The organism is Streptomyces sp. NPDC004629 (genome assembly GCF_042873595.1).
In the GTDB taxonomy this organism is placed as follows: Bacteria; Actinomycetota; Actinomycetes; order Streptomycetales; family Streptomycetaceae; genus Streptomyces.
Genome location: NZ_JBIALO010000001.1, coordinates 77,905 through 101,072, shown reverse-complemented (window position 1 = coordinate 101,072; position 23,168 = coordinate 77,905). Strand labels below are relative to the sequence as shown.

The 23,168-nt window shown below is 70.7% G+C and carries 20 protein-coding genes; 7 read left to right on the top strand and 13 right to left on the bottom strand.

Annotated features, from left to right (window positions below):
• Nucleotides 1–586: 586 nt before the first annotated feature.
• The 4 genes from ACFYTE_RS00520 to ACFYTE_RS00505 form a co-directional block, all read right to left on the bottom strand.
• Nucleotides 587–1,711 carry a GuaB3 family IMP dehydrogenase-related protein gene (locus tag ACFYTE_RS00520; RefSeq protein WP_388702874.1) on the bottom strand — a complete coding sequence of 375 codons (1,125 nt, stop codon included), beginning with the start codon at nucleotides 1,709–1,711 and terminating at the stop codon, nucleotides 587–589.
• A gap of 216 nt (nucleotides 1,712–1,927) precedes the next feature.
• Nucleotides 1,928–3,433 (bottom strand): IMP dehydrogenase, encoded by a 1,506-nt coding sequence (gene guaB / locus ACFYTE_RS00515; RefSeq protein WP_388702871.1) that lies wholly within the window; start codon nucleotides 3,431–3,433, stop codon nucleotides 1,928–1,930.
• Between the two features lie 154 nt (nucleotides 3,434–3,587).
• A complete protein-coding gene (locus tag ACFYTE_RS00510) occupies nucleotides 3,588–4,175 on the bottom strand; it encodes a sigma-70 family RNA polymerase sigma factor (protein WP_030641278.1) in 588 nt (195 codons plus the stop codon).
• A gap of 335 nt (nucleotides 4,176–4,510) precedes the next feature.
• Nucleotides 4,511–5,122 carry a response regulator transcription factor gene (locus tag ACFYTE_RS00505; protein ID WP_003948568.1) on the bottom strand — a complete coding sequence of 204 codons (612 nt, stop codon included), beginning with the start codon at nucleotides 5,120–5,122 and terminating at the stop codon, nucleotides 4,511–4,513.
• A gap of 381 nt (nucleotides 5,123–5,503) precedes the next feature.
• Here ACFYTE_RS00505 and ACFYTE_RS00500 point away from each other — a divergent pair, with 381 nt between their 5' ends.
• The gene (locus ACFYTE_RS00500; RefSeq protein WP_388702869.1) at nucleotides 5,504–5,833 is read left to right on the top strand and encodes a WhiB family transcriptional regulator; all 330 of its coding nucleotides are present in this window, start codon (nucleotides 5,504–5,506) and stop codon (nucleotides 5,831–5,833) included.
• 77 nt (nucleotides 5,834–5,910) lie between these two features.
• Here ACFYTE_RS00500 and ACFYTE_RS00495 read toward each other — a convergent pair whose 3' ends face one another.
• A complete protein-coding gene (locus tag ACFYTE_RS00495; protein WP_388702866.1) occupies nucleotides 5,911–6,828 on the bottom strand; it encodes a LysR family transcriptional regulator in 918 nt (305 codons plus the stop codon).
• An 80-nt stretch (nucleotides 6,829–6,908) separates the two neighbouring features.
• Here ACFYTE_RS00495 and ACFYTE_RS00490 point away from each other — a divergent pair, with 80 nt between their 5' ends.
• From ACFYTE_RS00490 to ACFYTE_RS00480, 3 genes are all read left to right on the top strand, one after another.
• Nucleotides 6,909–7,586 carry an MOSC domain-containing protein gene (locus tag ACFYTE_RS00490; protein ID WP_388702865.1) on the top strand — a complete coding sequence of 226 codons (678 nt, stop codon included), beginning with the start codon at nucleotides 6,909–6,911 and terminating at the stop codon, nucleotides 7,584–7,586.
• 97 nt (nucleotides 7,587–7,683) lie between these two features.
• Nucleotides 7,684–8,457 carry an SDR family NAD(P)-dependent oxidoreductase gene (locus ACFYTE_RS00485; RefSeq protein ID WP_388702862.1) on the top strand — a complete coding sequence of 258 codons (774 nt, stop codon included), beginning with the start codon at nucleotides 7,684–7,686 and terminating at the stop codon, nucleotides 8,455–8,457.
• A gap of 97 nt (nucleotides 8,458–8,554) precedes the next feature.
• Nucleotides 8,555–9,262: an ester cyclase gene (locus ACFYTE_RS00480; protein ID WP_388702859.1), complete on the top strand. Its 708-nt coding sequence runs from the start codon at nucleotides 8,555–8,557 to the stop codon at nucleotides 9,260–9,262.
• 73 nt (nucleotides 9,263–9,335) lie between these two features.
• On the opposite strand, the gene groL is transcribed toward ACFYTE_RS00480, so the two are convergent.
• The 4 genes from groL to ACFYTE_RS00460 form a co-directional block, all read right to left on the bottom strand.
• Complete coding sequence (gene groL / locus ACFYTE_RS00475; RefSeq protein ID WP_388702856.1) at nucleotides 9,336–10,961, bottom strand: chaperonin GroEL; 1,626 nt, start codon at nucleotides 10,959–10,961, stop codon at nucleotides 9,336–9,338.
• Between the two features lie 112 nt (nucleotides 10,962–11,073).
• A complete protein-coding gene (gene groES / locus ACFYTE_RS00470) occupies nucleotides 11,074–11,382 on the bottom strand; it encodes a co-chaperone GroES (RefSeq protein ID WP_132856129.1) in 309 nt (102 codons plus the stop codon).
• Nucleotides 11,383–11,593: 211 nt separating this feature from the next.
• The gene (locus ACFYTE_RS00465; protein WP_388702852.1) at nucleotides 11,594–12,436 is read right to left on the bottom strand and encodes a polysaccharide deacetylase family protein; all 843 of its coding nucleotides are present in this window, start codon (nucleotides 12,434–12,436) and stop codon (nucleotides 11,594–11,596) included.
• A complete protein-coding gene (locus ACFYTE_RS00460) occupies nucleotides 12,433–13,368 on the bottom strand; it encodes a polysaccharide deacetylase family protein (protein WP_388702849.1) in 936 nt (311 codons plus the stop codon). Before ACFYTE_RS00460 ends, ACFYTE_RS00465 begins: the two co-directional genes overlap by 4 nt.
• Between ACFYTE_RS00460 and ACFYTE_RS00455 the strand changes: the two genes are divergently transcribed.
• Nucleotides 13,351–14,715 (top strand): SAM-dependent methyltransferase, encoded by a 1,365-nt coding sequence (locus tag ACFYTE_RS00455; protein ID WP_388702847.1) that lies wholly within the window; start codon nucleotides 13,351–13,353, stop codon nucleotides 14,713–14,715. The two genes, ACFYTE_RS00460 and ACFYTE_RS00455, sit on opposite strands and share 18 nt — an antisense overlap.
• On the opposite strand, the gene ACFYTE_RS00450 is transcribed toward ACFYTE_RS00455, so the two are convergent.
• The 4 genes from ACFYTE_RS00450 to ACFYTE_RS00435 form a co-directional block, all read right to left on the bottom strand.
• Nucleotides 14,693–16,741, bottom strand: a complete 2,049-nt coding sequence (locus ACFYTE_RS00450) for a cell wall-binding repeat-containing protein (RefSeq protein WP_388702844.1) — start codon at nucleotides 16,739–16,741, stop codon at nucleotides 14,693–14,695. The two genes, ACFYTE_RS00455 and ACFYTE_RS00450, sit on opposite strands and share 23 nt — an antisense overlap.
• A 251-nt stretch (nucleotides 16,742–16,992) precedes the next feature.
• A complete protein-coding gene (locus ACFYTE_RS00445) occupies nucleotides 16,993–18,048 on the bottom strand; it encodes an LCP family protein (protein WP_388702841.1) in 1,056 nt (351 codons plus the stop codon).
• A gap of 116 nt (nucleotides 18,049–18,164) precedes the next feature.
• A complete protein-coding gene (locus ACFYTE_RS00440) occupies nucleotides 18,165–19,526 on the bottom strand; it encodes an endo-1,4-beta-xylanase (RefSeq protein ID WP_388702839.1) in 1,362 nt (453 codons plus the stop codon).
• Between the two features lie 291 nt (nucleotides 19,527–19,817).
• Nucleotides 19,818–20,849 carry a LacI family DNA-binding transcriptional regulator gene (locus ACFYTE_RS00435; RefSeq protein WP_388702836.1) on the bottom strand — a complete coding sequence of 344 codons (1,032 nt, stop codon included), beginning with the start codon at nucleotides 20,847–20,849 and terminating at the stop codon, nucleotides 19,818–19,820.
• A 109-nt stretch (nucleotides 20,850–20,958) separates the two neighbouring features.
• On the opposite strand from ACFYTE_RS00435, the gene ACFYTE_RS00430 reads away from it, so the two are divergent.
• On the top strand, nucleotides 20,959–22,290 hold the full coding sequence (locus ACFYTE_RS00430; RefSeq protein WP_388702833.1) for an ABC transporter substrate-binding protein: 1,332 nt from the start codon (nucleotides 20,959–20,961) through the stop codon (nucleotides 22,288–22,290).
• The gene (locus tag ACFYTE_RS00425) at nucleotides 22,287–23,168 is read left to right on the top strand and encodes a carbohydrate ABC transporter permease (RefSeq protein ID WP_388702831.1); all 882 of its coding nucleotides are present in this window, start codon (nucleotides 22,287–22,289) and stop codon (nucleotides 23,166–23,168) included. Before ACFYTE_RS00430 ends, ACFYTE_RS00425 begins: the two co-directional genes overlap by 4 nt.

The following is a 23,168-nucleotide window of genomic DNA, read 5'->3' as shown; positions in this document are numbered from 1 at the left end:
CTCATAGGGGTGGCCGCTCACCTCCCGTAAATCCGCAAGATCCACCTCCTCCGGAACCGGACCGCCCCAACAGCGAATCCGGTACCGTACAAAAAGGTGGAGCCCACCGCAGAGGGCTACTGCAGCGGGCTCCTGAAGGTGAACGGAGTGTCCACCCCTAGTCTCTATAGGGGTGGCCGCTCACTTCCCGTAAATCCGCAAGATCCACCTCCTCCGGAACTTCACCAGCCGAAGCCGAACGCGGTCCCAGCGGGTGGGCTTGCGGTGACGGCCCATGGGCGCGCCCCCTTCCACGATGCCGCCCAGAGGCCCGGTAGGGCGGTCCGTCGGAATTCGGGCCGGGCCCCGAGGGCGGGGTCCGGACCGTGTCCTTGGAAGGGGGCGCCCCAGAGAACGGGGTCGCCGATCACTGACGCTACCTGCCGATTTCGCCCGTTCAGCCCATATTCGCCCCGAACGCAACCGCGCGCCCCGCGCACACAACGCGCGCCCCCGCCAAGCCACTTGGGCAAACGGAAGGGCTCGGCCACCCCTAGTAGGGGCGGCCGAGCCCTTGCCGGCGCCTCAGGTCGAGCGCGGTGTCACCTCACCGCCGGTGCTGCGAGTCCGCCACGGTGACCTCCACCCGCTGGAACTCCTTCAGCTCGCTGTAACCGGTGGTCGCCATGGCCCGGCGCAGGGCGCCGAAGAAGTTCATCGAACCGTCGGGGCTGTGGGACGGGCCGGTGAGGATCTCCTCGATCGTGCCCACCGTGCCGAGGCCGACCTTCTGGCCGCGCGGCAGCTCCTCGTTGACCGCCTCCATGCCCCAGTGGTGGCCCTTGCCGGGCGCGTCGGTGGCGCGGGCCAGCGGGGAGCCCATCATCACCGAGTCGGCGCCGCAGGCGATCGCCTTGGGCAGGTCGCCGGACCAGCCGACGCCGCCGTCCGCGATCACATGCACATACCGGCCGCCGGACTCGTCCATGTAGTCCCGGCGCGCGGCGGCCACGTCGGCGACCGCCGTGGCCATCGGCACCTGGATGCCGAGCACGTTGCGCGTGGTGTGCGCGGCGCCGCCGCCGAAGCCGACCAGCACACCGGCCGCACCGGTGCGCATCAGATGCAGGGCCGCCGTGTAGGTGGCACAGCCGCCGACGATCACAGGGACGTCCAGCTCGTAGATGAACTGCTTCAGGTTCAGCGGCTCGTGCGAGGAGGACACATGTTCCGCGGAGACCGTCGTACCGCGGATGACGAAGATGTCGACGCCCGCGTCCACCACCGCCTTGGAGAACTGGGCGGTGCGCTGCGGGGACAGCGCGGCGGCCGTGACCACGCCGGAGTCGCGCACCTCCTTGATGCGCGCACCGATCAGCTCCTCCTGGATGGGGGCCGCGTAGACCTCCTGAAGCCGCCGCGTCGCCGCCTCGGCGGGCAGTGCGGCGATCTCGTCGAGCAGCGGCTGCGGGTCCTCGTACCGCGTCCACAGCCCCTCCAGGTTCAGCACGCCCAGGCCGCCCAGCTCGCCGATGCGGATCGCGGTGGCCGGGGAGACGACGGAGTCCATGGGGGCGGCCAGGAAGGGCAGCTCGAAGCGGTAGGCGTCGATCTGCCAGGCGATCGAGACCTCCTTCGGGTCCCGCGTACGGCGGCTCGGTACGACGGCGATGTCGTCGAAGGCGTACGCCCGGCGGCCGCGCTTGCCGCGCCCGATCTCGATCTCAGTCACGTCTGTGGCCTTTCCCTGATGCGTTCAGCGTCTTCCAGTATCGCCGACGGGCCGCGCACCGCCCCCGCTCAGGTGCCGGGCACCGCCCTCGCTCAGATGTCGGACATCGGCCCGCCCGGATACGGCGCGGGCTCGGTCAGGTACGACAAGGGCGGCCCCGGAAGTTCCGGGGCCGCCCTCGGGACGTCCATCACGCGCGGTACACGCGCGCGTGGGTCACAGCTTGCTGTAGTTGGGCGCCTCGACCGTCATCTGGATGTCGTGCGGGTGGCTCTCCTTGAGGCCCGCCGAGGTGATCCGCACGAACCGGCCGTTGGACTGCAGCTCCGGCACGGTCCGGCCGCCGACGTAGAACATCGACTGACGCAGACCGCCGACCAGCTGGTGGACGACGGAGGACAGCGGGCCGCGGTAGGGCACCTGACCCTCGATGCCCTCGGGGATCAGCTGGTCGTCGGAGGCGACGCCCTCCTGGAAGTAGCGGTCCTTGGAGAACGACTTGCGATCGCCACGGGTCTGCATCGCGCCGAGGGACCCCATGCCGCGGTACGACTTGAACTGCTTGCCGTTGATGAACAGCAGTTCCCCGGGCGACTCCTCGCAGCCCGCGAGCAGCGAGCCGAGCATCACCGTGTCGGCGCCCGCGACGAGCGCCTTGGCGATGTCGCCGGAGTACTGCAGACCGCCGTCGCCGATGACCGGGACACCGGCCTCCTTGGCGGCGAGCGCGGCCTCGTAGATCGCGGTGACCTGCGGGACGCCGACGCCGGCGACGACGCGGGTGGTGCAGATCGAGCCCGGTCCGACACCGACCTTGATGCCGTCGGCGCCCGCGTCGACCAGGGCCTGGGCGCCGTCGCGGGTGGCGATGTTGCCGCCGATGACGTCGACGCCCGCGGAGTTCGACTTGATCTTGGCGATCATGTCGCCGACCAGGCGGGAGTGGCCGTGCGCGGTGTCGACGACGATGAAGTCGACGCCGGCCTCGATCAGTGCCTGGGCGCGTTCGAAGGCGTCACCGGCGACACCGACCGCGGCGCCGACCAGGAGCCGGCCCTCGGCGTCCTTGGCGGCGTTCGGGTACTTCTCCGCCTTGACGAAGTCCTTGACCGTGATCAGGCCCTTGAGGATGCCCTCGTCGTCGACCAGCGGCAGCTTCTCGATCTTGTGCTTGCGCAGCAGTTGCACGGCGTCGTCGCCGGAGATCCCCACCTTGCCGGTGACCAGCGGCATCGGCGTCATGACCTCATGGACGCGACGGCTGCGGTCGGTCTCGAAGGCCATGTCACGGTTGGTGACGATGCCGAGCAGCCTCTTGTCGCCGTCCGTCACCGGGACGCCGCTGATGCGGAACTTCGCGCACAGGGCGTCGGCCTCGGCGAGCGTGGCTTCGGGGTGCACCGTGATGGGGTCCGCGACCATGCCGGACTCGGAGCGCTTGACCAGGTCGACCTGGTTGGCCTGGTCCTCGATGGAGAGGTTGCGGTGCAGGACGCCGACGCCGCCCTGGCGGGCCATCGCGATCGCCATGCGCGATTCGGTGACCTTGTCCATGGCGGCGGACAGGAGCGGGATGTTGACCCGCACGTTCTTGGAGACGTACGAGGCGGTGTCGATGTCGTCGGGCTCCATGTCCGACGAACCCGGCAGCAGCAAGACGTCGTCGTAGGTCAGCCCGAGTGTCGCGAATTTACCGGGCACTCCGTCGACGTTGGCAGTCATGACACCTTCCCCAATGGCCTTGATCGGTGCGGATGTCCATGCTAACGGGAAGCGTGGCTCTCCCATTCCACGGTCCGGGGCGGCCCCGGGCTTCGTATGTTCGTACGGACCGTGCGTCCGGCCCGTTCAGGCACTGGTCCGCGCCCGCGGGCGGCTACTGTTCGGCCAGCGCCCGCAGGCGGCTGAGCGCCCTGTGCTGCGCCACCCGTACCGCACCGGGTGACATTCCCAACATCTGACCGGTCTCCTCCGCGGTCAAGCCCACCGCGATCCGCAGCAGCAGCAGCTCGCGCTGGTTCTCCGGAAGGTTGGCCAGCAGCTTCTTCGCCCACTCGGCGTCGCTGCTGAGCAGGGCCCGCTCCTCGGGGCCCAGGGAGTCGTCCGGGCGCTCGGGCATCTCGTCGGAGGGGACGGCCGTGGAGCCCGGGTGGCGCATCGCGGCCCGCTGCAGGTCGGCGACCTTGTGCGAGGCGATGGCGAAGACGAAGGCCTCGAAGGGCCGGCCGGTGTCCCGGTAGCGGGGCAGCGCGAGGAGGACGGCGACGCAGACCTCCTGCGCGAGGTCCTCGACGAAATGGCGCGCGTCGCCGGGAAGCCGGGACAGCCGGGTGCGGCAGTAGCGCAACGCCAGTGGGTGGACATGGGCGAGCAGGTCGTGCGTGGCCTGCTCGTCCCCGTCGACGGCGCGATGCACGAGCGCACCGATCGCCCCATGGGCCGTGCCCGCCTCGTCGTCGCGCATCGGACCATGGTGCCCTGCGGCCGTCCGGTCCGTCGCATCGTGCTGATGGTTGTGCACCGAAGCGTTATGAGCAGGTGCGCCGGCACTCATCTCCTGCGCCCTCCCCTTCCGCTCGACCGACTCGTCCCCGAGAGACTCCACACCTCAAGGATGCGGCATCCGCGGCGAAACGAGCAGCGGGCACCCGCCGGACGGTGCCGCCCGGACCGGTGTCCGCGCCCCCGAGGGGGCGCGGGGAACCGCGTGACCAGCCACGGACGGCCCGCAGTTCACCGACCGCGAAGCCCTGAGCGACCCTTGGGCCACCAGGGCACCCGCACACCCGGCGGCGGGGTCTAGCGGACCAGACCCCAGCGGAAGCCGAGCGCCACCGCGTGTGCGCGGTCCGAGGCGCCGAGCTTCTTGAACAGCCGCCTGGCGTGGGTCTTCACGGTGTCCTCGGACAGGAACAGCTCGCGGCCGATCTCGGCGTTGGAGCGGCCGTGGCTCATGCCTTCGAGCACCTGGATCTCGCGCGCCGTGAGGGTGGGCGCGGCGCCCATCTCCGCCGAGCGCAGCCGGCGCGGGGCGAGCCGCCAGGTCGGGTCGGCGAGGGCCTGCGTCACCGTGGCACGCAACTCGGCGCGCGAGGCGTCCTTGTGCAGATAGCCGCGGGCACCGGCGGCGACCGCGAGCGCCACGCCGTCGAGGTCCTCGGCGACGGTGAGCATGATGATGCGGGCCCCGGGATCGGCGGACAGCAGCCGCCGCACGGTCTCGACGCCGCCCAGTCCGGGCATGCGCACGTCCATGAGGATGAGGTCCGAGCGGTCGGCACCCCAGCGGCGGAGGACTTCCTCGCCGTTGGCCGCCGTCGTCACACGCTCGACGCCGGGCACGGTCGCGACCGCGCGGCGGAGCGCCTCTCGGGCAAGCGGGGAGTCGTCGCAGACGAGGACGGATGTCATGACCGCCCTCCGCAGCTGATGCGCGTCACCTTGAGCCTCCAGGCTGGTACGGAATCGTCACCTGTGCGGTCGACCGTCTCGGACGGCTGCCCGAGCGCTTGTGTTCTCAACCGCCTCCGCACTCTCAACGACGGTCACTCGAAAGAGTTACGGGGCTGCGTGCCATCTTCGGCACTCTACGTGAGGGCGTGCACACGGTGCATACATGCCCGACGGACTCTCAAGTTTTCAGCACAACCTATGCCCCGTTTAGCCCCTTTTCTTCCCATTTCACGGTGTCTGGGGCTAGATTCGCAATGAGTCATATTTTCATCTTCTTAGACCGGACATGTACGGTCGTTGGCACCGTATCCGCCCAGAACGGCGACAAGGGGTCACGTAATGGCAGATTTCTCCCGCCTTCCCGGACCGAACGCGGACCTGTGGGACTGGCAGTTGCTGGCTGCCTGCCGTGGGGTCGACAGCTCGCTCTTCTTCCACCCGGAGGGTGAGCGCGGGGCGGCTCGGAGTGCTCGCGAGAACTCGGCCAAGGAGGTCTGCATGAGGTGCCCGGTCCGCGCGGAGTGCGCGGCGCATGCGCTGGCAGTACGCGAACCGTACGGCGTGTGGGGCGGCCTGACCGAGGACGAGCGCGAGGAGCTGATGGGACGGGCGCGGAACCGGCTGGTGTCGGCTTCGTCAGCCGGTGGGGACACCGCACCCAACACCTGAAGGAACGTTTCTGCAACGTCATACCGCTGCGCCCCGCCTGCCAGGCGTGGCCGCACGCGCCTGCCTGCCCGCGCTCCTCACTGCCGACGGGCGGCCCGCGCCAGCTGCTCCAGCGTCGCCGCCACCGCCGGAACATGGGCCAGGTCGGGCAGCGTGAGGGCGACGATCTCCCGGCGTACCGCCGGTTCCAGCGCCACCGTGCGCGCGCCCCGGGGGCGGACCGACTCGATCGCGAGCTGCGGCAGGACGGCCACGCCCAGTCCGGCGCCGACCAGACCGACCACCGCCGGATAGTCGTCGGTGGCGAAGTCGATGCGGGGGGTGAAGCCCGCGCCCTCGCACACCTCCACCAACTGGCCGCGGCAGCGCGGACAGCCCGCGATCCACGGTTCCGCTGCGAGTTCGCCGATGGCGACGGACCGCGCGCCCGCCAGCCGGTGCCGCTCGGGCACCAGCGCGACCAGACGGTCCGTCAGCAGCGGCCGTACGACGAGGTCGTCCCATTCCCCGGCTTCCCCGGCTTCCCCGGCGCCCGCCGCGTCCGCGTACCGGAACGCCAGGGCCACGTCACAGTCGCCGGCGCGCAGCAGATCCACGGAGCGCGGGGGCTCCGCCTCCTCAAGAAAGACACGGGTGCCCGGATGGGCGGCGCGCAGCGCGGCGAGGGCGGTGGGGACGAGGGTGGAGCTGCCGCTCGGGAAGGACACCAGGCGGACCCGGCCGGCCCGCAGCCCGGCGATCGCGGCGACCTCCTCCTCGGCCGCGGTCAGCCCGGCGAGGATCCCCGACGCGTGCCGAACCAGCGCCTCGCCCGCCTCCGTCAGACGCATCTCACGACCGCTGCGGACCAGCAGCGGGGTGCCGACCGATGTCTCAAGGGCCTTCATCTGCTGACTGACGGCCGGCTGGGTGCAGCCCAGTTCCCGGCCGGCCGCCGAGAAGGAGCCGGTGGTGGCGACGGCGCGCAGGGCGCGGAGATGACGGGCCTCGATCACCCTTCGAGCATAAGCCGACCTTGCATGAAGTGCCCGATATTGCGTCGACGCTTTGAGCGCGCTGCCGTACGGTGCCCGGCATGCAGCTTCTCTCGGTGAATGTGGGGCGCCCGAAGGCCGTCGACTACACGGACCAGCCGGACGGGCTGACCGGCATCGACAAGCGTCCGGTGGACGGGCCGGTGCGGGTGGCCGCGCCGGGCCCGAAGGGCAGCGGCGGCAGCGGCCTCACCGGGGACGCGGTCTGCGACCTGCGCCACCACGGCGGCGACGACCAGGCGGTGTACGCGGTGGCGCGCGAGGACCTCGACGACTGGGAGAGCGAGCTGGGCCGGACGCTCGCCAACGGCGCCTTCGGGGAGAACCTGACGACGAGCGGTCTCGATGTCTCCGGCGCGCTGATCGGCGAGCGCTGGCGGGTCGGCCCGGACGTCGTGCTCGAAGTCACCTGCGGGCGCATCCCGTGCCGGACGTTCCAGGCCCACCTCGGCGAGCGGGGGTGGGTGAGGAGGTTCACGCGGAAGGGTGCGCCCGGCGCCTACCTCCGGGTGATCGAGCCGGGTGAGATCAAGGCGGGCGATCCGGTGCGGATCGTGTACCGGCCGGAGCACGATGTGACGGTCGCCGTGCAGTTCCGCGCGGAGACGACCGAGCGGGAGCTGCTGCCCCGCGTTCTCGCGGCGGGCGAGGCCCTGCACCCGGAGGCCCTGGCCGAGGCCCGTGCGTACGTGGCGAAGCACGGCGGCCGGGGGGTCTGAGCGGCCGTCGCGGGCGGGCCGCGAGCGGGCGTCGCACCGGATGGACGGCCGCGCGCACGGAACGGATGCGGTCCCCGCGGGTAACTACTCTTGCGCCATGACAACGGCTCTGATTACGGGTTCGACGGCGGGGATCGGCGCCGCGTTCGCGCGGCGGCTGGCGGCGGACGGGCATGACCTGGTCCTGGTCGCGCGGGACACCGGACGGCTGCGCGAGCAGGCGACCGAGCTGCACGACCGGCACGGCATCGAGGCGGAGGTGCTGACGGCCGACCTGGCGCGGGACGAGGGCATCGAGGCGGTCGCCACCCGGCTCGGCGACCGCAGGAACCCCGTCGACCTGCTGATCAACAACGCCGGCTTCGGCAACAAGGGCCGCTATCTCGACGTACCGATGGCCGACGAGCTGCGGATGCTCAAGGTGCACGTCGAGGCGGTGCTGCGGCTGACCTCGGCGGCGAGCGAGGCGATGCGGGAGCGCGGGCGCGGCGGGATCGTGAACGTGGCCTCGGTGGCGGCCTTCGTGCCGCGCGGCACGTACGGGGCGTCCAAGGCGTGGGTCGTGCAGTTCACCCAGGGGGCCGCGAGGGATCTGGCCGGTACGGGCGTCCGCCTGATGGCGCTGGCCCCCGGGTTCGTGCGCACCGAGTTCCACCAGCGGGCCGGGATGGGCACGGACAACATCCCGGGGTGGATGTGGCTGGACGCGGACAAGCTGGTCGCGGCGGCGCTCGCGGACCTGGCGCGCGGCAAGACGCTGTCCATCCCGGATCCGCGGTACAAGGCGCTGATGGGACTGGCGAAGGTGGCCCCGCGCGGGCTGGTGGGCGGCATCAGCTCCCGGACCGGACGCAGGTACGGCCCGCGGTGAGCCGCCGGGGAACCCGGTCGGGCCGGGGGTGAGGGCGCCGCTCCGGTGGGAAAATGGGCGGGACGGAACCGGACCCAGGGGGGCCGGAGGCGGCGCCATGACGTTCGTACAGCTCATCGAGTGCAGAACGAGCCGGTTCGACGAGATGAACCGGCTGCTGGACACATGGGTCGAGCAGACCAAGGGGAAGCGGACCGCGACATACGACCTGGTCGGCAAGGACCGGTCCGACGCGTCGCACATCGTCGAGATCGTGGAGTTCCCCACGTACGCGGACGCGATGCGGAACTCGAACCTTCCCGAGACGGACAAGGTCTACCGGCAGCTGGTCGCCCTCTGCGACGAGATGCCGACGTTCATCGACCTGGACGTCGTGCGCGACGAGCCGCTGGGCGCGGAGACGGTGCGGCGCTTCTTCGCGACCCTCGCGGCGCCGGGTGAGCTGGGGCCGCTGAACGACCTGCTCGACGAGGACGTGCACAGCCACGATCCGCTCAATCCGCAGGACACGATCGGGCTGGACTCGGTCCGCGCCGAGTTCCGGATGTGGCGGGCCGCCTTCGATGCCGCCTTCACCGTGGAGGACCTGATCGTCCAGGGCGACCGGGCCTGTGCCCGCTGGACCTGGAACGCCACGCACCAGGGGGAGTTCCTGGGGATCACCGCCACCGGCAGGCGGGTCACCAGGACCGGGACCACCGTCTTCCGGTTCGGCACGAACGGCCGGATCGCCGAGACGTGGTGGCAGCACGACCAGTTGGGGCTGATGCAGCAGTTGGGCGCGCTCGACCAGTTGGAGCAGTGACCGCGGTGACCGCGGCGGGCAGCGCGAAGGCCCGGCAGCCCTTTCGGGTGCCGGGCCTTCGTGCTGCCGGGTGTCAGTGGGCGTGGCCGTGGCCGTGGCCCGCGGCGGCCGGCTCCTCCTCTTCCTTCTTCTCGACGACCAGGGTCTCGGTCGTCAGGAGGAGGGAGGCGATGGAGGCGGCGTTCTCCAGGGCGGAGCGGGTGACCTTCACCGGGTCGATGACGCCGGCCTTGACCAGGTCGCCGTACTCGCCGGTGGCGGCGTTGTAGCCGTTGCCCTTGTCCAGTTCCTTGACCTTGGAGACGATCACGTAGCCCTCCAGGCCCGCGTTCTCCGCGATCCAGCGCAGCGGCTCGACGACGGCGTTGCGGACGACCGCGACACCGGTGGCCTCGTCGCCGGACTTGTCGAGGTTGCCGTCGAGGACCTTGGAGGAGTGGACGAGCGCGGAGCCACCACCGGAGACGATGCCCTCCTCGACCGCGGCGCGGGTCGCGGAGATGGCGTCCTCCAGACGGTGCTTCTTCTCCTTCAGCTCCACCTCGGTGGCGGCGCCGACCTTGATCACGCACACGCCGCCGGCCAGCTTCGCGAGGCGCTCCTGGAGCTTCTCGCGGTCCCAGTCGGAGTCGGTGTTGTCGATCTCGGCCTTGATCTGCGCGATGCGGCCCTCGACGTCCGACTTCTCGCCGGCGCCGTCGACGAGGGTGGTGTCGTCCTTGGTGACGGTGATGCGGCGGGCGGTGCCGAGCACGTCCAGACCGACCTGGTCCAGCTTGAGGCCGACCTCCTCGGAGATGACGGTGGCGCCGGTGAGGATCGCCATGTCCTGCAGCATCGCCTTGCGGCGGTCGCCGAAGCCCGGGGCCTTCACCGCGACGGCGTTGAAGGTGCCGCGGATCTTGTTGACGACCAGGGTCGACAGGGCCTCGCCCTCGACGTCCTCGGCGATGATCAGCAGCGGCTTGGAGGAGCCCGCCTGGATGACCTTCTCCAGCAGCGGCAGCAGGTCCGCGATGGCGGCGATCTTGCCCTGGTTGATGAGGATGTACGGGTCCTCCAGGACGGCCTCCATGCGCTCCTGGTCCGTCACGAAGTACGGCGACAGGTAGCCCTTGTCGAAGGCCATGCCCTCGGTGAAGTCCAGTTCGAGGCCGAAGGTGTTGGACTCCTCGACGGTGATGACACCGTCCTTGCCGACCTTGTCCATCGCCTCGGCGATCAGCTCGCCGACCTGCTGGTCCTGGGCGGACAGCGCGGCGACGGCGGCGATGTCGGACTTCTCGTCGATCGGCCGGGCCGAGCCGAGCAGGTCCTCGGAGATGGCCTTGACGGCGGCGTCGATGCCCTTCTTCAGGGCGGCCGGGGAGGCGCCGGCGGCGACGTTCTTCAGACCCTCGCGCACCAGGGCCTGGGCCAGCACGGTGGCGGTGGTGGTGCCGTCACCCGCGATGTCGTTGGTCTTGGTCGCCACCTCCTTCACCAGCTGGGCGCCGAGGTTCTCGTACGGGTCCTCGATCTCGACCTCACGCGCGATGGTGACGCCGTCGTTGGTGATGGTGGGGGCGCCGAACTTCTTGTCGATGACGACGTTGCGGCCCTTGGGGCCGATCGTCACCTTCACCGTGTCGGCCAGCTTGTTGACGCCGCGCTCAAGGGCGCGACGGGCGTCCTCGTCGAACTTCAGGATCTTCGCCATGGCAGCGGGGGCCCTCTCGGAAATCTGGTGATAAAGACGCTGCGCCCCGGGCGCCCGGCTTCTTGATGGCGGGGCCAGGGGCGCAGCTCACAGCACGAGTGCTGGGGGTGAATTACTTCTCGATGATCGCGAGCACGTCGCGGGCCGAGAGAACGAGGTACTCCTCGTTGTTGTACTTCACCTCGGTGCCGCCGTACTTGCTGTAGAGCACGACGTCGCCGACGCTGACGTCGAGCGGAAGACGGTTACCGTCCTCAAAACGGCCCGGACCCACGGCCAGGACGACGCCCTCCTGGGGCTTCTCCTTGGCGGTGTCCGGAATGACCAGGCCCGAGGCCGTGGTCTGCTCGGCGTCCAGCGGCTGGACCACGATGCGGTCCTCAAGCGGCTTGATGGCAACCTTGGAGCTGGCGGTCGTCACGATCCGACCTCCCCCTTCGGAGATCTCACGGGGTTAACTGTCTGAGGTGGCGACCAGGTCGATCCGTCGTCGCGGGTGCCGGACCTGCCCGTCGCGTTGTTGGCACTCTCCATGGGGGAGTGCCAGAGCCGAGACTATGACTGTGATTAGCACTCGGTCAAGCGGAGTGCCAATCGACCGTGGCGCGTCCGCCGAGGTGGCCCCGACGGTTTCACAGGTAGTCCTCCAGGCGGCCCACGGTCAGACCCGCTGACTGGACCCGCCGGAGCAGGCGCGTCGTGCGCTCCCTGAGGGTGGGTCCGGTGGACTCGTCGGGGCCGACCAGGATGATGTCGCCGGGGCTCAGGCGCTGGTCGCCCCGGACGTAGTCGAGGGTGTCGGCGCCCATCGCGGCCCGCCACAGGATCACCGCGGCGATGCCGCAGTCGGCCGCCGCGCGCAGGGTCGTCGTGTCGTACGTGCCGTAGGGCGGGCGCAGGAGGCGGGGGCGGACGCCGAAGCGGGACTTGAGCTTGTCCTGCTGGCCGCAGATCTCGGCGCGCTGCCCCGCGTAGGGCAGTCCGCGCAGGGCGGGATGGTCGAGGGTGTGGTTCTGGACGTCGGCGCCGACCGAGCGGAGGCGGGCGAAGTGGCCGTAGCCCGGCCCGACGACGCTGTCGGTGAGGAAGAAGCTGACCGGGAGCCGCAGGTCGCGGACCATGTCGATGAACCGGGGGTCCCGCTCGGCGCCGTCGTCGTAGGTGAGGAAGACGACCGGGTCGGAGGTCGTCACGTGGTCCACGACCGGGGGCAGGGGGCGGCCCGCGGTGCCGGCCGGCAGGGGGCGCGCCGCGGGCTTGGGGGCCGGGGCGAGCGGGGCGCTGAGACCCCATTGGCGGTAGGGCTGCCGGGTGGCCGGGCCGTGTGACCGTACGCCCTGGGCGGCCTTCTTGCCGAGCCGTTCGATGGGGTCGACGGACTGGGCGCAGCCGGCCAGGAGCAGGACGCCGGCCAGGGCGGTGGCGGTCAGCGTCCGGCGCCGTGCCGCCGCCGTGGGCCGCCCCTGGCGCCTCACAGGTAGTCCTCCAGGCGTGCCACCGCGTACCCCTCGCGTGTGACCTTGTTCAGGAACCGCCGGACCATGTCGGTCATGGACCCGTCCCAGTCGGAGCGGCCCCGGAAGTGGGTGAGCACGATGTCTCCGGGGTGCAGGCTGCGGTCCCACTCGCGGTACTCCCAGTGGTCGACGAAGACCTCCTCGTCCCAGATCGGCGCGTACTTGATCCCGCAGGACTTGGCGGCGACCAGGGTGTCCCGGTTGTAGTTGCCGTACGGCGGGCGGAAGACGGTCGGGCGCTTGCCGATCTGCTTCTCCATGATGTCCTGCATGCCGCAGATCTCGTCCCGCTGCTCCTCGTAGGACAGGCCGGGCAGGTAGGGGTGGTGGAGGGTGTGGTTGTTGAGCGTGATGCCCTGCGACTGCATCTTCCGGAAGTAGCCGTAGTCGTCCTTGGCCAGGTAGTCGCTGAGGAAGGCGGTGTACGGGATCTTCAGGTCGGCCATCATGCGCAGGAACGCGGGGTCCTTCTCGGCGCCGTCGTCGATGGTGAGGAAGACGACCTTCTGCTGGGAGGGGATCGTGGTGAAGACCGGGGGCAGGCCCAGTTCCTCCTGGTCCTCGACCTCGAAGCCGTCGCGGGCGGTGATCCGCGGCTTGTGCGCCGGGGGCCGCGGGGGCGTCAGGGGTACCTCGTCCAGGCCCCAGCGGCGGGCGGCGGCGGCCAGAGTGGCACGGTCGGTGCTGCGCCGGGCGTCGTAGTCGTCCAGACGGGGGGCGGGGGGTGCCTGGTGCGGCTGCCGGCCCGAGGCGGGACGGACGTCCGCGTCACCGCCCGGCGCCGTGCAGCCGGAGACGACGGCGGTGACGGCGAGCAGGGCGAGGCCGCCCCGGACGGATGTTCTTTCACGAAGTGCACTAATTTTGTCATTTTGTACTACTACTCGCATGGTGCCGGATCCTCGCAGTCACCGGCCGCCGATCCGGTCCGACACCGCCGCCGCGGGCGCAGCATCCATCGACTGGCCCACAATGGCCCGGTGAACGACCTGCTCCCCTTCCGCTCGCTGCTCACCCCCGAGGGCCGTGCCCTCCTCGACGAGGTACGCGACACACGGCCCGGCGACGAACTCGCCGTCGCCACCCGGCTGCGCCGCGCGCACCCGGCCGAACTGGTCTCGGCGGCCCTCGGCCAGGCGCGGCTGCGGCAGCGTGCGGCGGCCAAGTTCGGGGCCGCGGACGCGGGGCGGATGTACTTCACGCCCGACGGGGTCGAGCAGGCGACCCGGACCAGCGTGGCGACGTACCGGGCGGCACGGCTGCGCGACCTGGGCGTCGGCTCCGTCGCCGACCTGTGCTGCGGCATCGGGGGCGACGCGATCGCGTTCGCCCGCGCCGGGATCCGGGTGCTCGCCGTGGACCGGGATCCGCTGACGGTCGAGGTCACCCGCGCGAACACGGCGGCACTGGGCCTCCAGGAGCTGATCGAGGTGCGGGAGGCGGATGTCACCGGGGTCGACGCCTCCGGCTGGGACGCGGTGTTCGTCGACCCGGCCCGGCGCGGCGGCAGAACGGGAGGAGCCGCGCGAGGCGCGTCGGTGACGGGCGGCGGCCGGGCGACGGGTGGGCGGATCTTCGACCCGGAGGGCTACTCGCCGCCGCTGTCCTGGGCGGTGGGGGCGGCGTCGACGGCGCGCACGGCCGCGCTGAAGATCGCGCCGGGGATTGCCCACGAGGCGATCCCGGACCGGGCCGAGGCCGAGTGGATCTCGGACGGCGGGGAGGTGAAGGAGGCGGTGCTCTGGTTCGGCACCGGGACACCGGGCGCCGTGCGGGCCACCCTGCTGCCCGGTCCGCGGAGCCTGCTCGGCCGGGGGCTGCCGGACCCCGAAGTGCGGTCCGTGGGGCGGTACTTGTACGAACCCGACGGCGCCGTCATCCGGGCGCATCTGGTGGCCGAGGTCGCCGCGGAGCTGGGCGGCGGGCTGATCGACCCGACCATCGCCTATGTGACCGCGGACGAACTGCGGGCGACGCCGTACGCCACGGCGTACGAGATCACCGACCGGCTCCCCTTCAACGTCAAGAAGTTGAGGGCGCTGCTGCGGGAGCGGCGGGTCGGGACGCTGACCGTGAAGAAGCGGGGGTCGGCGGTGGAGCCGGAGGAACTGCGCAGGAAGGTCAGGCCGCAGGGGCCGAACGCGGCGACCGTGTTCCTCACGCGCGTCGCGGGGGCGCCGACCATGTTGGTCGGGGCCCCCGCGACGGCGACCGCTACTGGTGCCGGGCCGTCCTGAGCGAGTCCAGGTTCGGCTCGGCGGCAGGCCGGCCGGACTTGGCCGGGGCTGCGGCGGGCCCGTCGCCGCCGGCGCGCAGCGCGAAGGACTGCGTGCCCGCCCCCTCGACGCCGTTGTAGAACGGCCGGTACACGAAGTCGTTCCCGCCGGCGCTGATCGACGAGCCGGCCGTGTTCAGCCCGCCCAGGGTGACCGAGCCGGTGTCGCCGAAGGCGATGACGGAGTGGGTGCCCGCGGACTGGCGCAGCAGGTAGCTCTTCGTGTCGTTGGACAGGCCGGGCCGGGACGTCCACAGGATGGGGCCGTAGACGTTCATCGCCGCGCCCGCGGACATCCCGTCGCGCCAGGAGCCGGTGTAGGCGACGGCGACCGTGCGCGGCGTGGTCCACCAGAGCTTGGCGACGGCCACCGAGAGGGCCTCGGCGGTGCCCGCCGTGACCGGGTAGTAGTAGTACGTCGACGGCCACTTGGAGAGGTACGTGTGCGTCACCGCGTACTTCGCCGCCGACCCGACCGGGATGATCATGGTCTTGTCGGGGTTCAGGCTGTTGAGGTACGACTTCACCGCCGAGGACAGCGTGTTGCCGCTGGTGAGCACGAGACTGCCCGCGCTGCCCGGGCCGCCCGCGCCCGCCGCTGCGGCCGCCGGAAGGGCCGCCTTGTAGTCGGTGCCGCTGGCCAGGAAGACATACTTCGGGCTGGTGGTCACCACCTTGGCCGCCGAGACGGAGGTCGCGTAGCGGTCCGCGGCGGAGATCCGCTTCGGGACGTAGCCGAGGGTCCGCAGCTGCGCGGCGACGTCGCCGGACAGGACGGACGTGCCGCCCAGCATCCAGACGTTCGCACCCGGCTTCAGCACCCGCTTCAGCTCGTTCTTCACCGCCGTCGACAGCCCGGTCTTCGGCGTCATCAGCACCGGGCCCTGCTTCTTGCCCGCCAGCGTGGGCGCGGTGAGCGAGTACGCCGAGTCGTCCCGGTTGACCAGCACCGCGGACTTCGCGTCCAGCAGGCCGGGCCGGCTCGTGCCGACCGTGTTCCAGCTCCAGCGGGAGGAGGCGACGTTGGTGGCGTAGGAGTCGGCGCCCCAGACCCGGCCGGTGGAGTTCTTGCGCAGCGGCTGCCAGCTCGGGTTGTCGCCGATGTGCTGGCCCGCACCGCCCGCGACCTTGGTCAGCTCGCCGGTGGCCACGTCGACGTACTCGATCGTGTGCACGTCGTCGCTGTTCGGCGAGGTGTGGGCGTCGAAGACGATCCGGGTGCCGGTGGGCGACCAGGACGGGTTGGCGTACCGCCGCGGGCCGGTGGTCAGCTGCCTGACGTCGGTGCCGTCGGCGTCGGCCGTGAAGATCTGGGTGTTGCCGTCGGCGTCCGGGCGGACGAAGGCCAGCTTGGTGCCGTCGGGCGAGTAGTCGGGCTGCCGGGCGTCGGTGAGGACGCGCTTGACCGTCTGCGCGGACCCGTCGTACACGTAGACGCCGGCGTTGTCGTAGCAGCCGTGGCCGGTGTTGCGCTGGAAGGCGACCAGGCCCGTCGTGCTCACCGTCGGGTGGGTGTCGCAGACGGTGGACGGCTCCAGGGCGTTGGTCAGCAGCGGCTCCGGGGCCCACGACCCGTCCGAGGGGCCGTAGACGAGCTGACCGCCGGTGGAGAAGACGACGTACCCGCCGCTCCAGCCGAAGGCCAGGTCCTCGTACGGGGCGCTGGAGCGCACGCCTTCGGCCCACGGCAGGGTGATCTTGGTGGAGCCGCTGGGACGGAAGCTGGAGATCTGGCCCGAGCTGGTGATCAGCCGGCTGCCGTCCGGTGCCCAGGCGGCGTGGTCGCCCCCCACATTGGGGATCTGGGCGGTCTTGCCGGTCGCCGGGTCGATCAGGGTGCCCCCGTCGACGAGGATCTTGCCTTCGGTGCCGGGCCAGGGCCCCGCGTCGTCGGCGGCGGCGCCCGGCGCGGTCGCCAGGGCGCCCACCGCGGCGAGCACCGCCGCGGTCGCGAGCGCCGCGGCACGGCGGCGCGTGAACAATCTCAAGTTGTCGACCCCCCACGGTCGGATGACATGTCAGTCGAGTGCCGCGCGCGGCCGGGTCGGCGTCTGTCCCCCCAGGCGACCACACAGCCGTTCCACAGCGGCTGAGTCACTGTAGTGCCCCACCGGTACGGGGTGAACACGGTTGCGGATGAACAGAGTTGTTATTTCAGGTTACGAATCGCACCCGGCGGCCCTGCTCGGCACCGGGAGGTCGGCACGGGGATCAGCGCAGGGGGATCGACGCAGCAGGATCAACGCAGCGACGCCCACAGCTCGCTCGCCGCCGGTTCGCCGGCCACCACCCGGTTGCGGTCGTACGGCGCCGGCACCACCGGCATCATCACCGTCGTCACCCGGTCCGCCGTCAGCCCCTTCAGGCTCTGGCCGAGGCGCATCAGCTCGGGCAGGGAGTCCAGCCCGGTGTCCGTGGTGAGACTCGCGGTGACCGCATCGGCGACCCGGTAGAGCCGGGTGGGGTCGCCGAACAGGCCGGTGGCGGCCATCTGGCCCAAAAGGCCCTTCACCAGCTTCTGTTGGAGACCTATCCGGCCCAGGTCGCTGCCGTCGCCGATGCCGTGCCGGGTGCGGGCGAGGGCCAGCGCCTCGGTGCCGTCGAGGTGATGGGTGCCCTTGTTCAGATGCAGATGGCTCTGGTCGTCGTCGATGTCCTCGTCGGTGGTCACCTCGACGCCGCCGAGGGCGTCGACCAGCTTGGCGAAGCCCGAGAAGTCGATCTCGATGTAGTGGTCCATGCGCACGTCCGTGAGCGACTCGACCGTCTTCACGGCGCACACCGGACCGCCCACGGAGTAGGCGCTGTTGAACATCGCGTTGTACGCCACCGCCGTCGAACCCCCGGACGGCAGCGGGCAGGACGGCCGGGTGACCAGCGTGTCGCGGGGGATGCTGACGACGGTGGCCCGGGTGCGGCCCGCGTCGATGTGCACCACCATCGCCGTGTCGGAGCGGGCCCCCGAGCTGTCGCCGCCGCCGAGTTCCCGATTCTCCTTGCCGCTGCGCGAGTCCGAGCCGAGGACGAGGATGTTCACCGCCTCGATGGGCAGCGGTGACGCGGTCGGCTCGGCGGTCGCCGACGGCGTGACGAGCGGCTTCGCCGGACGGTCGTCACCGAGCGCGCTGTTGATGTCGACGCTCTTGATGTTGTGGTTGAGGTGCCAGTAGGCCCAGCCCGCCGCCCCGATCCCCAGCACCAGCGCGCCGGCGAGCGCGAGACCGGCGGCCTTGAGCGCTCTCGACCGCCGGCCCGTCCGTCTGTCCTCGTCGCCGTTCTCGTCGTGTCCGGTCACAAGAAGAACGTAAGTCCGAATTATTAGCGGACTGTTAGGGGAAGGCCCGTGAGACCGATTTCTTGGGAAAATCTCACGATTCCGGGCCCCGGCTCAGCTCCCGGACCGCCGTCCGGTCATGTCAACGTGACCGTGGGCAGCGAATTGCTGCCGCTCCATGAGGCGTTGAAGCCGAGCGTGACCGAACCGCCGTCCGGCACCGATCCGTTGTACGACGCGTTCGAGCAGGTGACCGCCGAACCGGACTGGGTGCAGGTGGCGTTCCACGCCTGGGTGATCTGCTGGCCGGCGCCGAACGCCCACGTCGCCTTCCAGGACGACAGCGCGGCGCCGGAGCAGGAGATGGTCACCCGCCCGGTGAAGCCGGTGTTCCACTGGCTGGTCACCGCGTACGCCGCCGTGCACGCGCCGGTCGGCGGATCGGTCGGGCCGCCACCGCCGCCGAGTGCCTCCGCGATCCCGTAGTACGCCGGTTTCGGCGCGTAGTTCGCGTCGTACGGCGTCGCCGCCCCGTAGCCGGGGAAGGTGCTCTCCACCCAGGAGTCGGAGTCGGTGAAGCCCCAGACCGTGAGGTTGACGCAGCGGGTCACGGCCGCGCAGGCCGCGACGACCGACTCGTAGTCGGCGGCCTGCTGGGCCGACTTGGGGCCGTCGGCCGGCAGTGCCATCCGTACGTCCAGTTCGGTGATCGCCACGTCCACGCCCAGATCGGCGAAGCGCTGGATGTTCTGCTGGAGGGTGGACGGGACCTGGCCGAGGATCAGATGGGCCTGAAGGCCGACGCCGTCGATCGGCACGCCCTGCTGCTTGAGGGATCTGACCAGGTTGTACAGGGCGGTGCTCTTCGCGTTGACGCCCTCGACGTTGTAGTCGTTGATATACAGCTTGGCGGCCGGGTCGGCGGCGTGCGCCCAGGTCAGGGCGTTGGCGATGTAGTCGGTGCCGAGGCCGTCGTACCAGAGGGTCGAGCGATGGGTGCCGTCCTCGTTGAACGGCTCGTTGACCACGTCCCAGGCGGCGATCTTGCCCTTGTAGCGTCCCACCTCCGTGCTGATGTGGTTCTGCAGCAGGCTGCCGAGTTGGGCGGACGTCCAGCTGCCGTTGGTCAGCCAGTTCGGGTTCTGGCTGTGCCAGACCAGGGTGTGGCCGCGCACCTGCTGGTTGTGGGCCTGTGCGAAGGCGACGATCTGGTCGGCCTCGGCCCAGTCGAAGGTGCCCTGGGTGGGCTCGACCGACCCCCACTTCATGGCGTTGCCCGGGGTGAGCGAGCTGAACTGTGTCCCGGCGATGTCGCCGTAGGTGCCGGTCAGCTTGGAGCCGGTGACCGCCGTGCCGATGACCTTGCCCCGGGCGGCGCCGAGGTCGCGCAGCGGGGGGTCGGCGGCGTGTGCGGTGGGGGTCGCGACCAGCAGGGCGCCGAGCGTCGCGGCGCCGGTGAGCAGCGACCCCAGGGATAAGCCCGTTCTCAGAGATCTCATACGGGTGCCTCCGAAAGTTTCGGTTCGATAACCGACTTACTTCGGAGCAGTGTGCGGGCGGAAGGAACACCCGTCAACACAGCAACACAGCCACGAGAGGGCTCCCACGGGGGAGGCGATGCCGCACCCCGCCGCCCGGCGGAGTTGGGGGCTCGGCATCGCTGTCGGCACGGTTCAGCGGCAGGGGTTTCCGGTGGGGCGCCGGCTCACCGGGGCGGGCCGGTGACCATGGGCGGCCCGGGGCATCCCGACCGCACGCCTCGGAGAGGTCGGGCAGGCGCGTCGAGGTCGCTAAGGCGCCGCAGGCGGGGTGGTGCTGGAGCGCACCACCAAAGTCGTGGCCAGTTCCACGCGGGTCGCCGCGGGGGGCTCCTCCTCGCGGCCGAGGTCGAGGACCAGCCGGGCCGCGGCCTCGGCCATCTCCGTCAGGGGCTGGCGGACGGTGGTCAGCGGCGGCCCCACCCAGCGGGCCACGGGCAGGTCGTCGAAGCCGACCACGCTCAGGTCCTCCGGGATGCGCAGCCCCAGCTCCCGCGCGGCCTCGTACAGTCCGAGCGCCTGGAGGTCGTTGCCGGCGAAGACGGCGGTGGGCCGGTCCGGGCGGCGCAGCAGTTCGAGGCCCAGCCGGTAGCCCGACTCGTGATGGAAGTCGCCGGTGACGATCAGCGAGGAGTCGACCGGCAGCCCCGCGGTCTCCAGCGCGGCCCGGTAGCCGTCGACCCTGGCCCGGCTGCACATCATCCGGGACGGCCCGCTGATCGCGCCGATGCGGGTGTGGCCCAGTTCGACGAGGTGCCGGGTGGCGGCCAGGCCGCCCTGCCAGTTGGTCGCGCCGATCGACGGCACGTCGGCGCCCGGGTCGCCCGCCGGATCCATCACCACGAACGGGATCGAGCGGCTGGTGAGCAGCGCGCGCTGCGACTCGTCGAGCCCGGACAGCACGAGGACCACGCCGTGCGGCCGGCGCGCGGCGACCTGGTCGGCCCAGGTCCGGCCGGGGGTGAGCCGCCCGGCGGACTCGGAGAGCACGACGCTCAGACCGGCGCCCCTGGCCACGTTCTCCACGCCTCGGATGACCTCCATGGCCCAGGCGCTCTCCAGTTCGTGGAAGACCAGGTCGATCAGGGGCGAGCGGGAGGCCTCGGCCCGGCGGCGGCGGTAGCCGTAGGCGCGCAGCAGTTCCTCCACGCGGGTCCGGGTCGCCGGGGCGACATCGGCGCGGCCGTTGAGGACCTTCGAAACAGTCGGAGCGGACACTCCCGCCTCGCGGGCGATCTCGGCGAGAGTCGCCGTCTGCGTTTCTGCGGACTTCCCAGGCTTCATGCCCGCGATCGTAATCCCTGCGCAATCTCTTGACGAAGCCCCTGCCGAGCCCTACGTTCCCCGGAACATTCGATCTCTTTCTCGAAACATTCGGACGAGAGGTGCTGTCATGGAGTCCCAGACGTCCAACGGCGGGCGTACCTTCAGCAGGCGCTGGGTGCTCGGCGCCGGTGCCACCACCCTGCTCACCGCCGGACTCTCGGCCTGCGGCTCCTCCGGCGGCTCCGGCAGCGGCGGCGGCACGCTCACCGCGTTCGTGTACGGCGACGACGCGGTCAAGGTGCAGACCGAGGCCGTCGACCGGTTCAACGCGTCGGCCGCCGCCAAACAGACCAAGGGCAGGATCAAGCTGGAGAAGGTGCCCGGCGCCGACTACCCGGCCAAGCTGCGCACCGCGATGGGCTCGCCCAACGCGCCCGATGTGTTCTTCAACTGGGGCGGCGGCTCGATCAAGGCGTACAAGGAGGCCGACCAGTTGGTCGACCTCACCGACACCATCACGTCCGACGCGGTGCTCAAGGACGGCTTCCTGCCCTCGGTCCTGGCGGCCGGCGGCCTGAGCGGACGCAACTACGGCATACCGATGCGCGGCATGCAGCCCGTGATCCTCTTCTACAACAAGGCCGTCTTCGCCGAGCACAAGCTCCGGCCGCCCACCACCTGGGACCAACTGCTCGACATCAACGCCAAGCTGAAGAAGGCCAGGATCACCCCGTTCGCGCTCGGCGGCGCGGACATCTGGCCCGAGCTGATGTGGCTGGAGTACCTGGTCGACCGCATCGGCGGCCCCGAGGTCTTCGACCGTGTCAAGAACGGCGACGCGGCCGGCTGGGGCGACCCGGCCGTCCTCAAGGCCGCCGAGACGGTCAGGCAGCTCATCGACGACGGGGCCTTCGGCAAGGGCTTCAGCTCGGTGGCGTACACCAACGGCGGCGCACCCGCGGTGTTCGCCAAGGGCAGGGCGGCGATGCATCTGATGGGTTCGTGGGAGTACTCGACGCAGCTCGGCAAGTTCCCGGACTTCGCCAGGAAGAACCTGGGCTGGTTCGCCTTCCCGAAGATCGAGGGCGGCGCCGGCGACATCCGCAACGTCGTCGGCAACCCCACCAACTACTGGTCCGTGAACGCCCGTACGTCCAACAAGGACGCCGCGATCGCGTTCCTGCGCGAGTGCGCCTCGCAGTCCTACGCCAAGGACCTGGTCGCCAACGGCGACATCCCGGCCACGGCGAACGCGGAGAAGCTGCTGGACGCCTCGCCGAACCCGGAGTTCGCGACGTTCCAGTACCAGATGGTGCAGCAGGCCCCGGCGTTCACGCTGAGCTGGGACCAGGCCGTGGACCCGAACGTCTCCACGCCGATGCTCACCGAGATCAACAAGCTGTTCGTCGGGAAGTCCTCGCCGGCCCAGTTCGTGTCGGCGCTGAAAGGACTGAAGTGAGCACGAGCACGGCGAAGGGCGGCCTGGGGACGAGGGCGGGCCGCCCGCACGTCTCCTGGGCCCTGCCCGGCGTGCTGTTCTTCGCGTTCTTCGCGATCGCCCCCATGGTGCTGGCCTTCTGTCTGTCCTTCACCAAGTGGAACGGCCTGGGCGACCCGGAACCAGTGGGCCTCGCCAACTGGCGCAAGCTGCTGGGTGACGACCGGCTCACCCAGTCCCTGACGGTCACCGTCCTGCTCACCGTGGCGAGCTGGGTCTTCCAGACCGTGATCTCCCTGCTGCTCGGCGTCTGGGCGGCCGGCCGGCAGCGCAACCGGGCGGTCCTCTCGGCGGTCTTCTTCGTGCCGTTCCTGCTCTCCTCGACCGCGATCTCGCTGCTGTTCTACGCCCTGCTCGACCCGAACTTCGGCATCATCCGCAAGGACACCCTGGGCTCCACCAGCGGCGCCTTCCTCGCCATCGTGTTCGTCGGCGGCTGGCAGTTCATCCCGTTCCACACCCTGATCTACCAGGGCGGGGCGCGGCAGATCCCCGAGGTGCTGTACCAGGCGGCGGCGATCGACGGCGCCGGCCGCTACCGCCAGTTCTTCTCGATCACCCTGCCCCAGCTGCGCAACACGGCGACGACGTCCGGCGTGCTGATGGTCGTCGGCTCGCTGACGTACTTCGAGACCGTGCTGATCCTCACCCAGGGCGGCCCCGGCACCGACACGGCGATCCTGCCGTACCTGATGTACGAGGCGGGCTTCAAGAGCTACGACTTCGGCTACGCGAGCGCCATCGCGACGTTCCTCGTGGTGGCCGCCACCGCACTGTCCCTGCTGCTCGTGCGGCTGTCCGGCTTCGGTGCGATGCGTAGCACCCGGGAAGGAATGTGA

What these genes read in the sequence shown, in the direction of transcription:
- ACFYTE_RS00485 (WP_388702862.1), top strand. Translation starts at nt 7,684, where the DNA reads ATGACAACGGCTCTGATTACGGGTTCGACGGCGGGGATCGGCGCCGCG.
- ACFYTE_RS00505 (WP_003948568.1), bottom strand. Translation starts at nt 5,122, where the DNA reads ATGACATCCGTCCTCGTCTGCGACGACTCCCCGCTTGCCCGAGAGGCG.
- guaB (WP_388702871.1), bottom strand. Translation starts at nt 3,433, where the DNA reads ATGACTGCCAACGTCGACGGAGTGCCCGGTAAATTCGCGACACTCGGG.
- ACFYTE_RS00480 (WP_388702859.1), top strand. Translation starts at nt 8,555, where the DNA reads ATGACGTTCGTACAGCTCATCGAGTGCAGAACGAGCCGGTTCGACGAG.
- groL (WP_388702856.1), bottom strand. Translation starts at nt 10,961, where the DNA reads ATGGCGAAGATCCTGAAGTTCGACGAGGACGCCCGTCGCGCCCTTGAG.
- ACFYTE_RS00490 (WP_388702865.1), top strand. Translation starts at nt 6,909, where the DNA reads ATGCAGCTTCTCTCGGTGAATGTGGGGCGCCCGAAGGCCGTCGACTAC.
- ACFYTE_RS00510 (WP_030641278.1), bottom strand. Translation starts at nt 4,175, where the DNA reads ATGCGCGACGACGAGGCGGGCACGGCCCATGGGGCGATCGGTGCGCTC.
- ACFYTE_RS00440 (WP_388702839.1), bottom strand. Translation starts at nt 19,526, where the DNA reads ATGAGATCTCTGAGAACGGGCTTATCCCTGGGGTCGCTGCTCACCGGC.
- ACFYTE_RS00435 (WP_388702836.1), bottom strand. Translation starts at nt 20,849, where the DNA reads ATGAAGCCTGGGAAGTCCGCAGAAACGCAGACGGCGACTCTCGCCGAG.
- ACFYTE_RS00460 (WP_388702849.1), bottom strand. Translation starts at nt 13,368, where the DNA reads ATGCGAGTAGTAGTACAAAATGACAAAATTAGTGCACTTCGTGAAAGA.
- ACFYTE_RS00500 (WP_388702869.1), top strand. Translation starts at nt 5,504, where the DNA reads ATGGCAGATTTCTCCCGCCTTCCCGGACCGAACGCGGACCTGTGGGAC.
- ACFYTE_RS00430 (WP_388702833.1), top strand. Translation starts at nt 20,959, where the DNA reads ATGGAGTCCCAGACGTCCAACGGCGGGCGTACCTTCAGCAGGCGCTGG.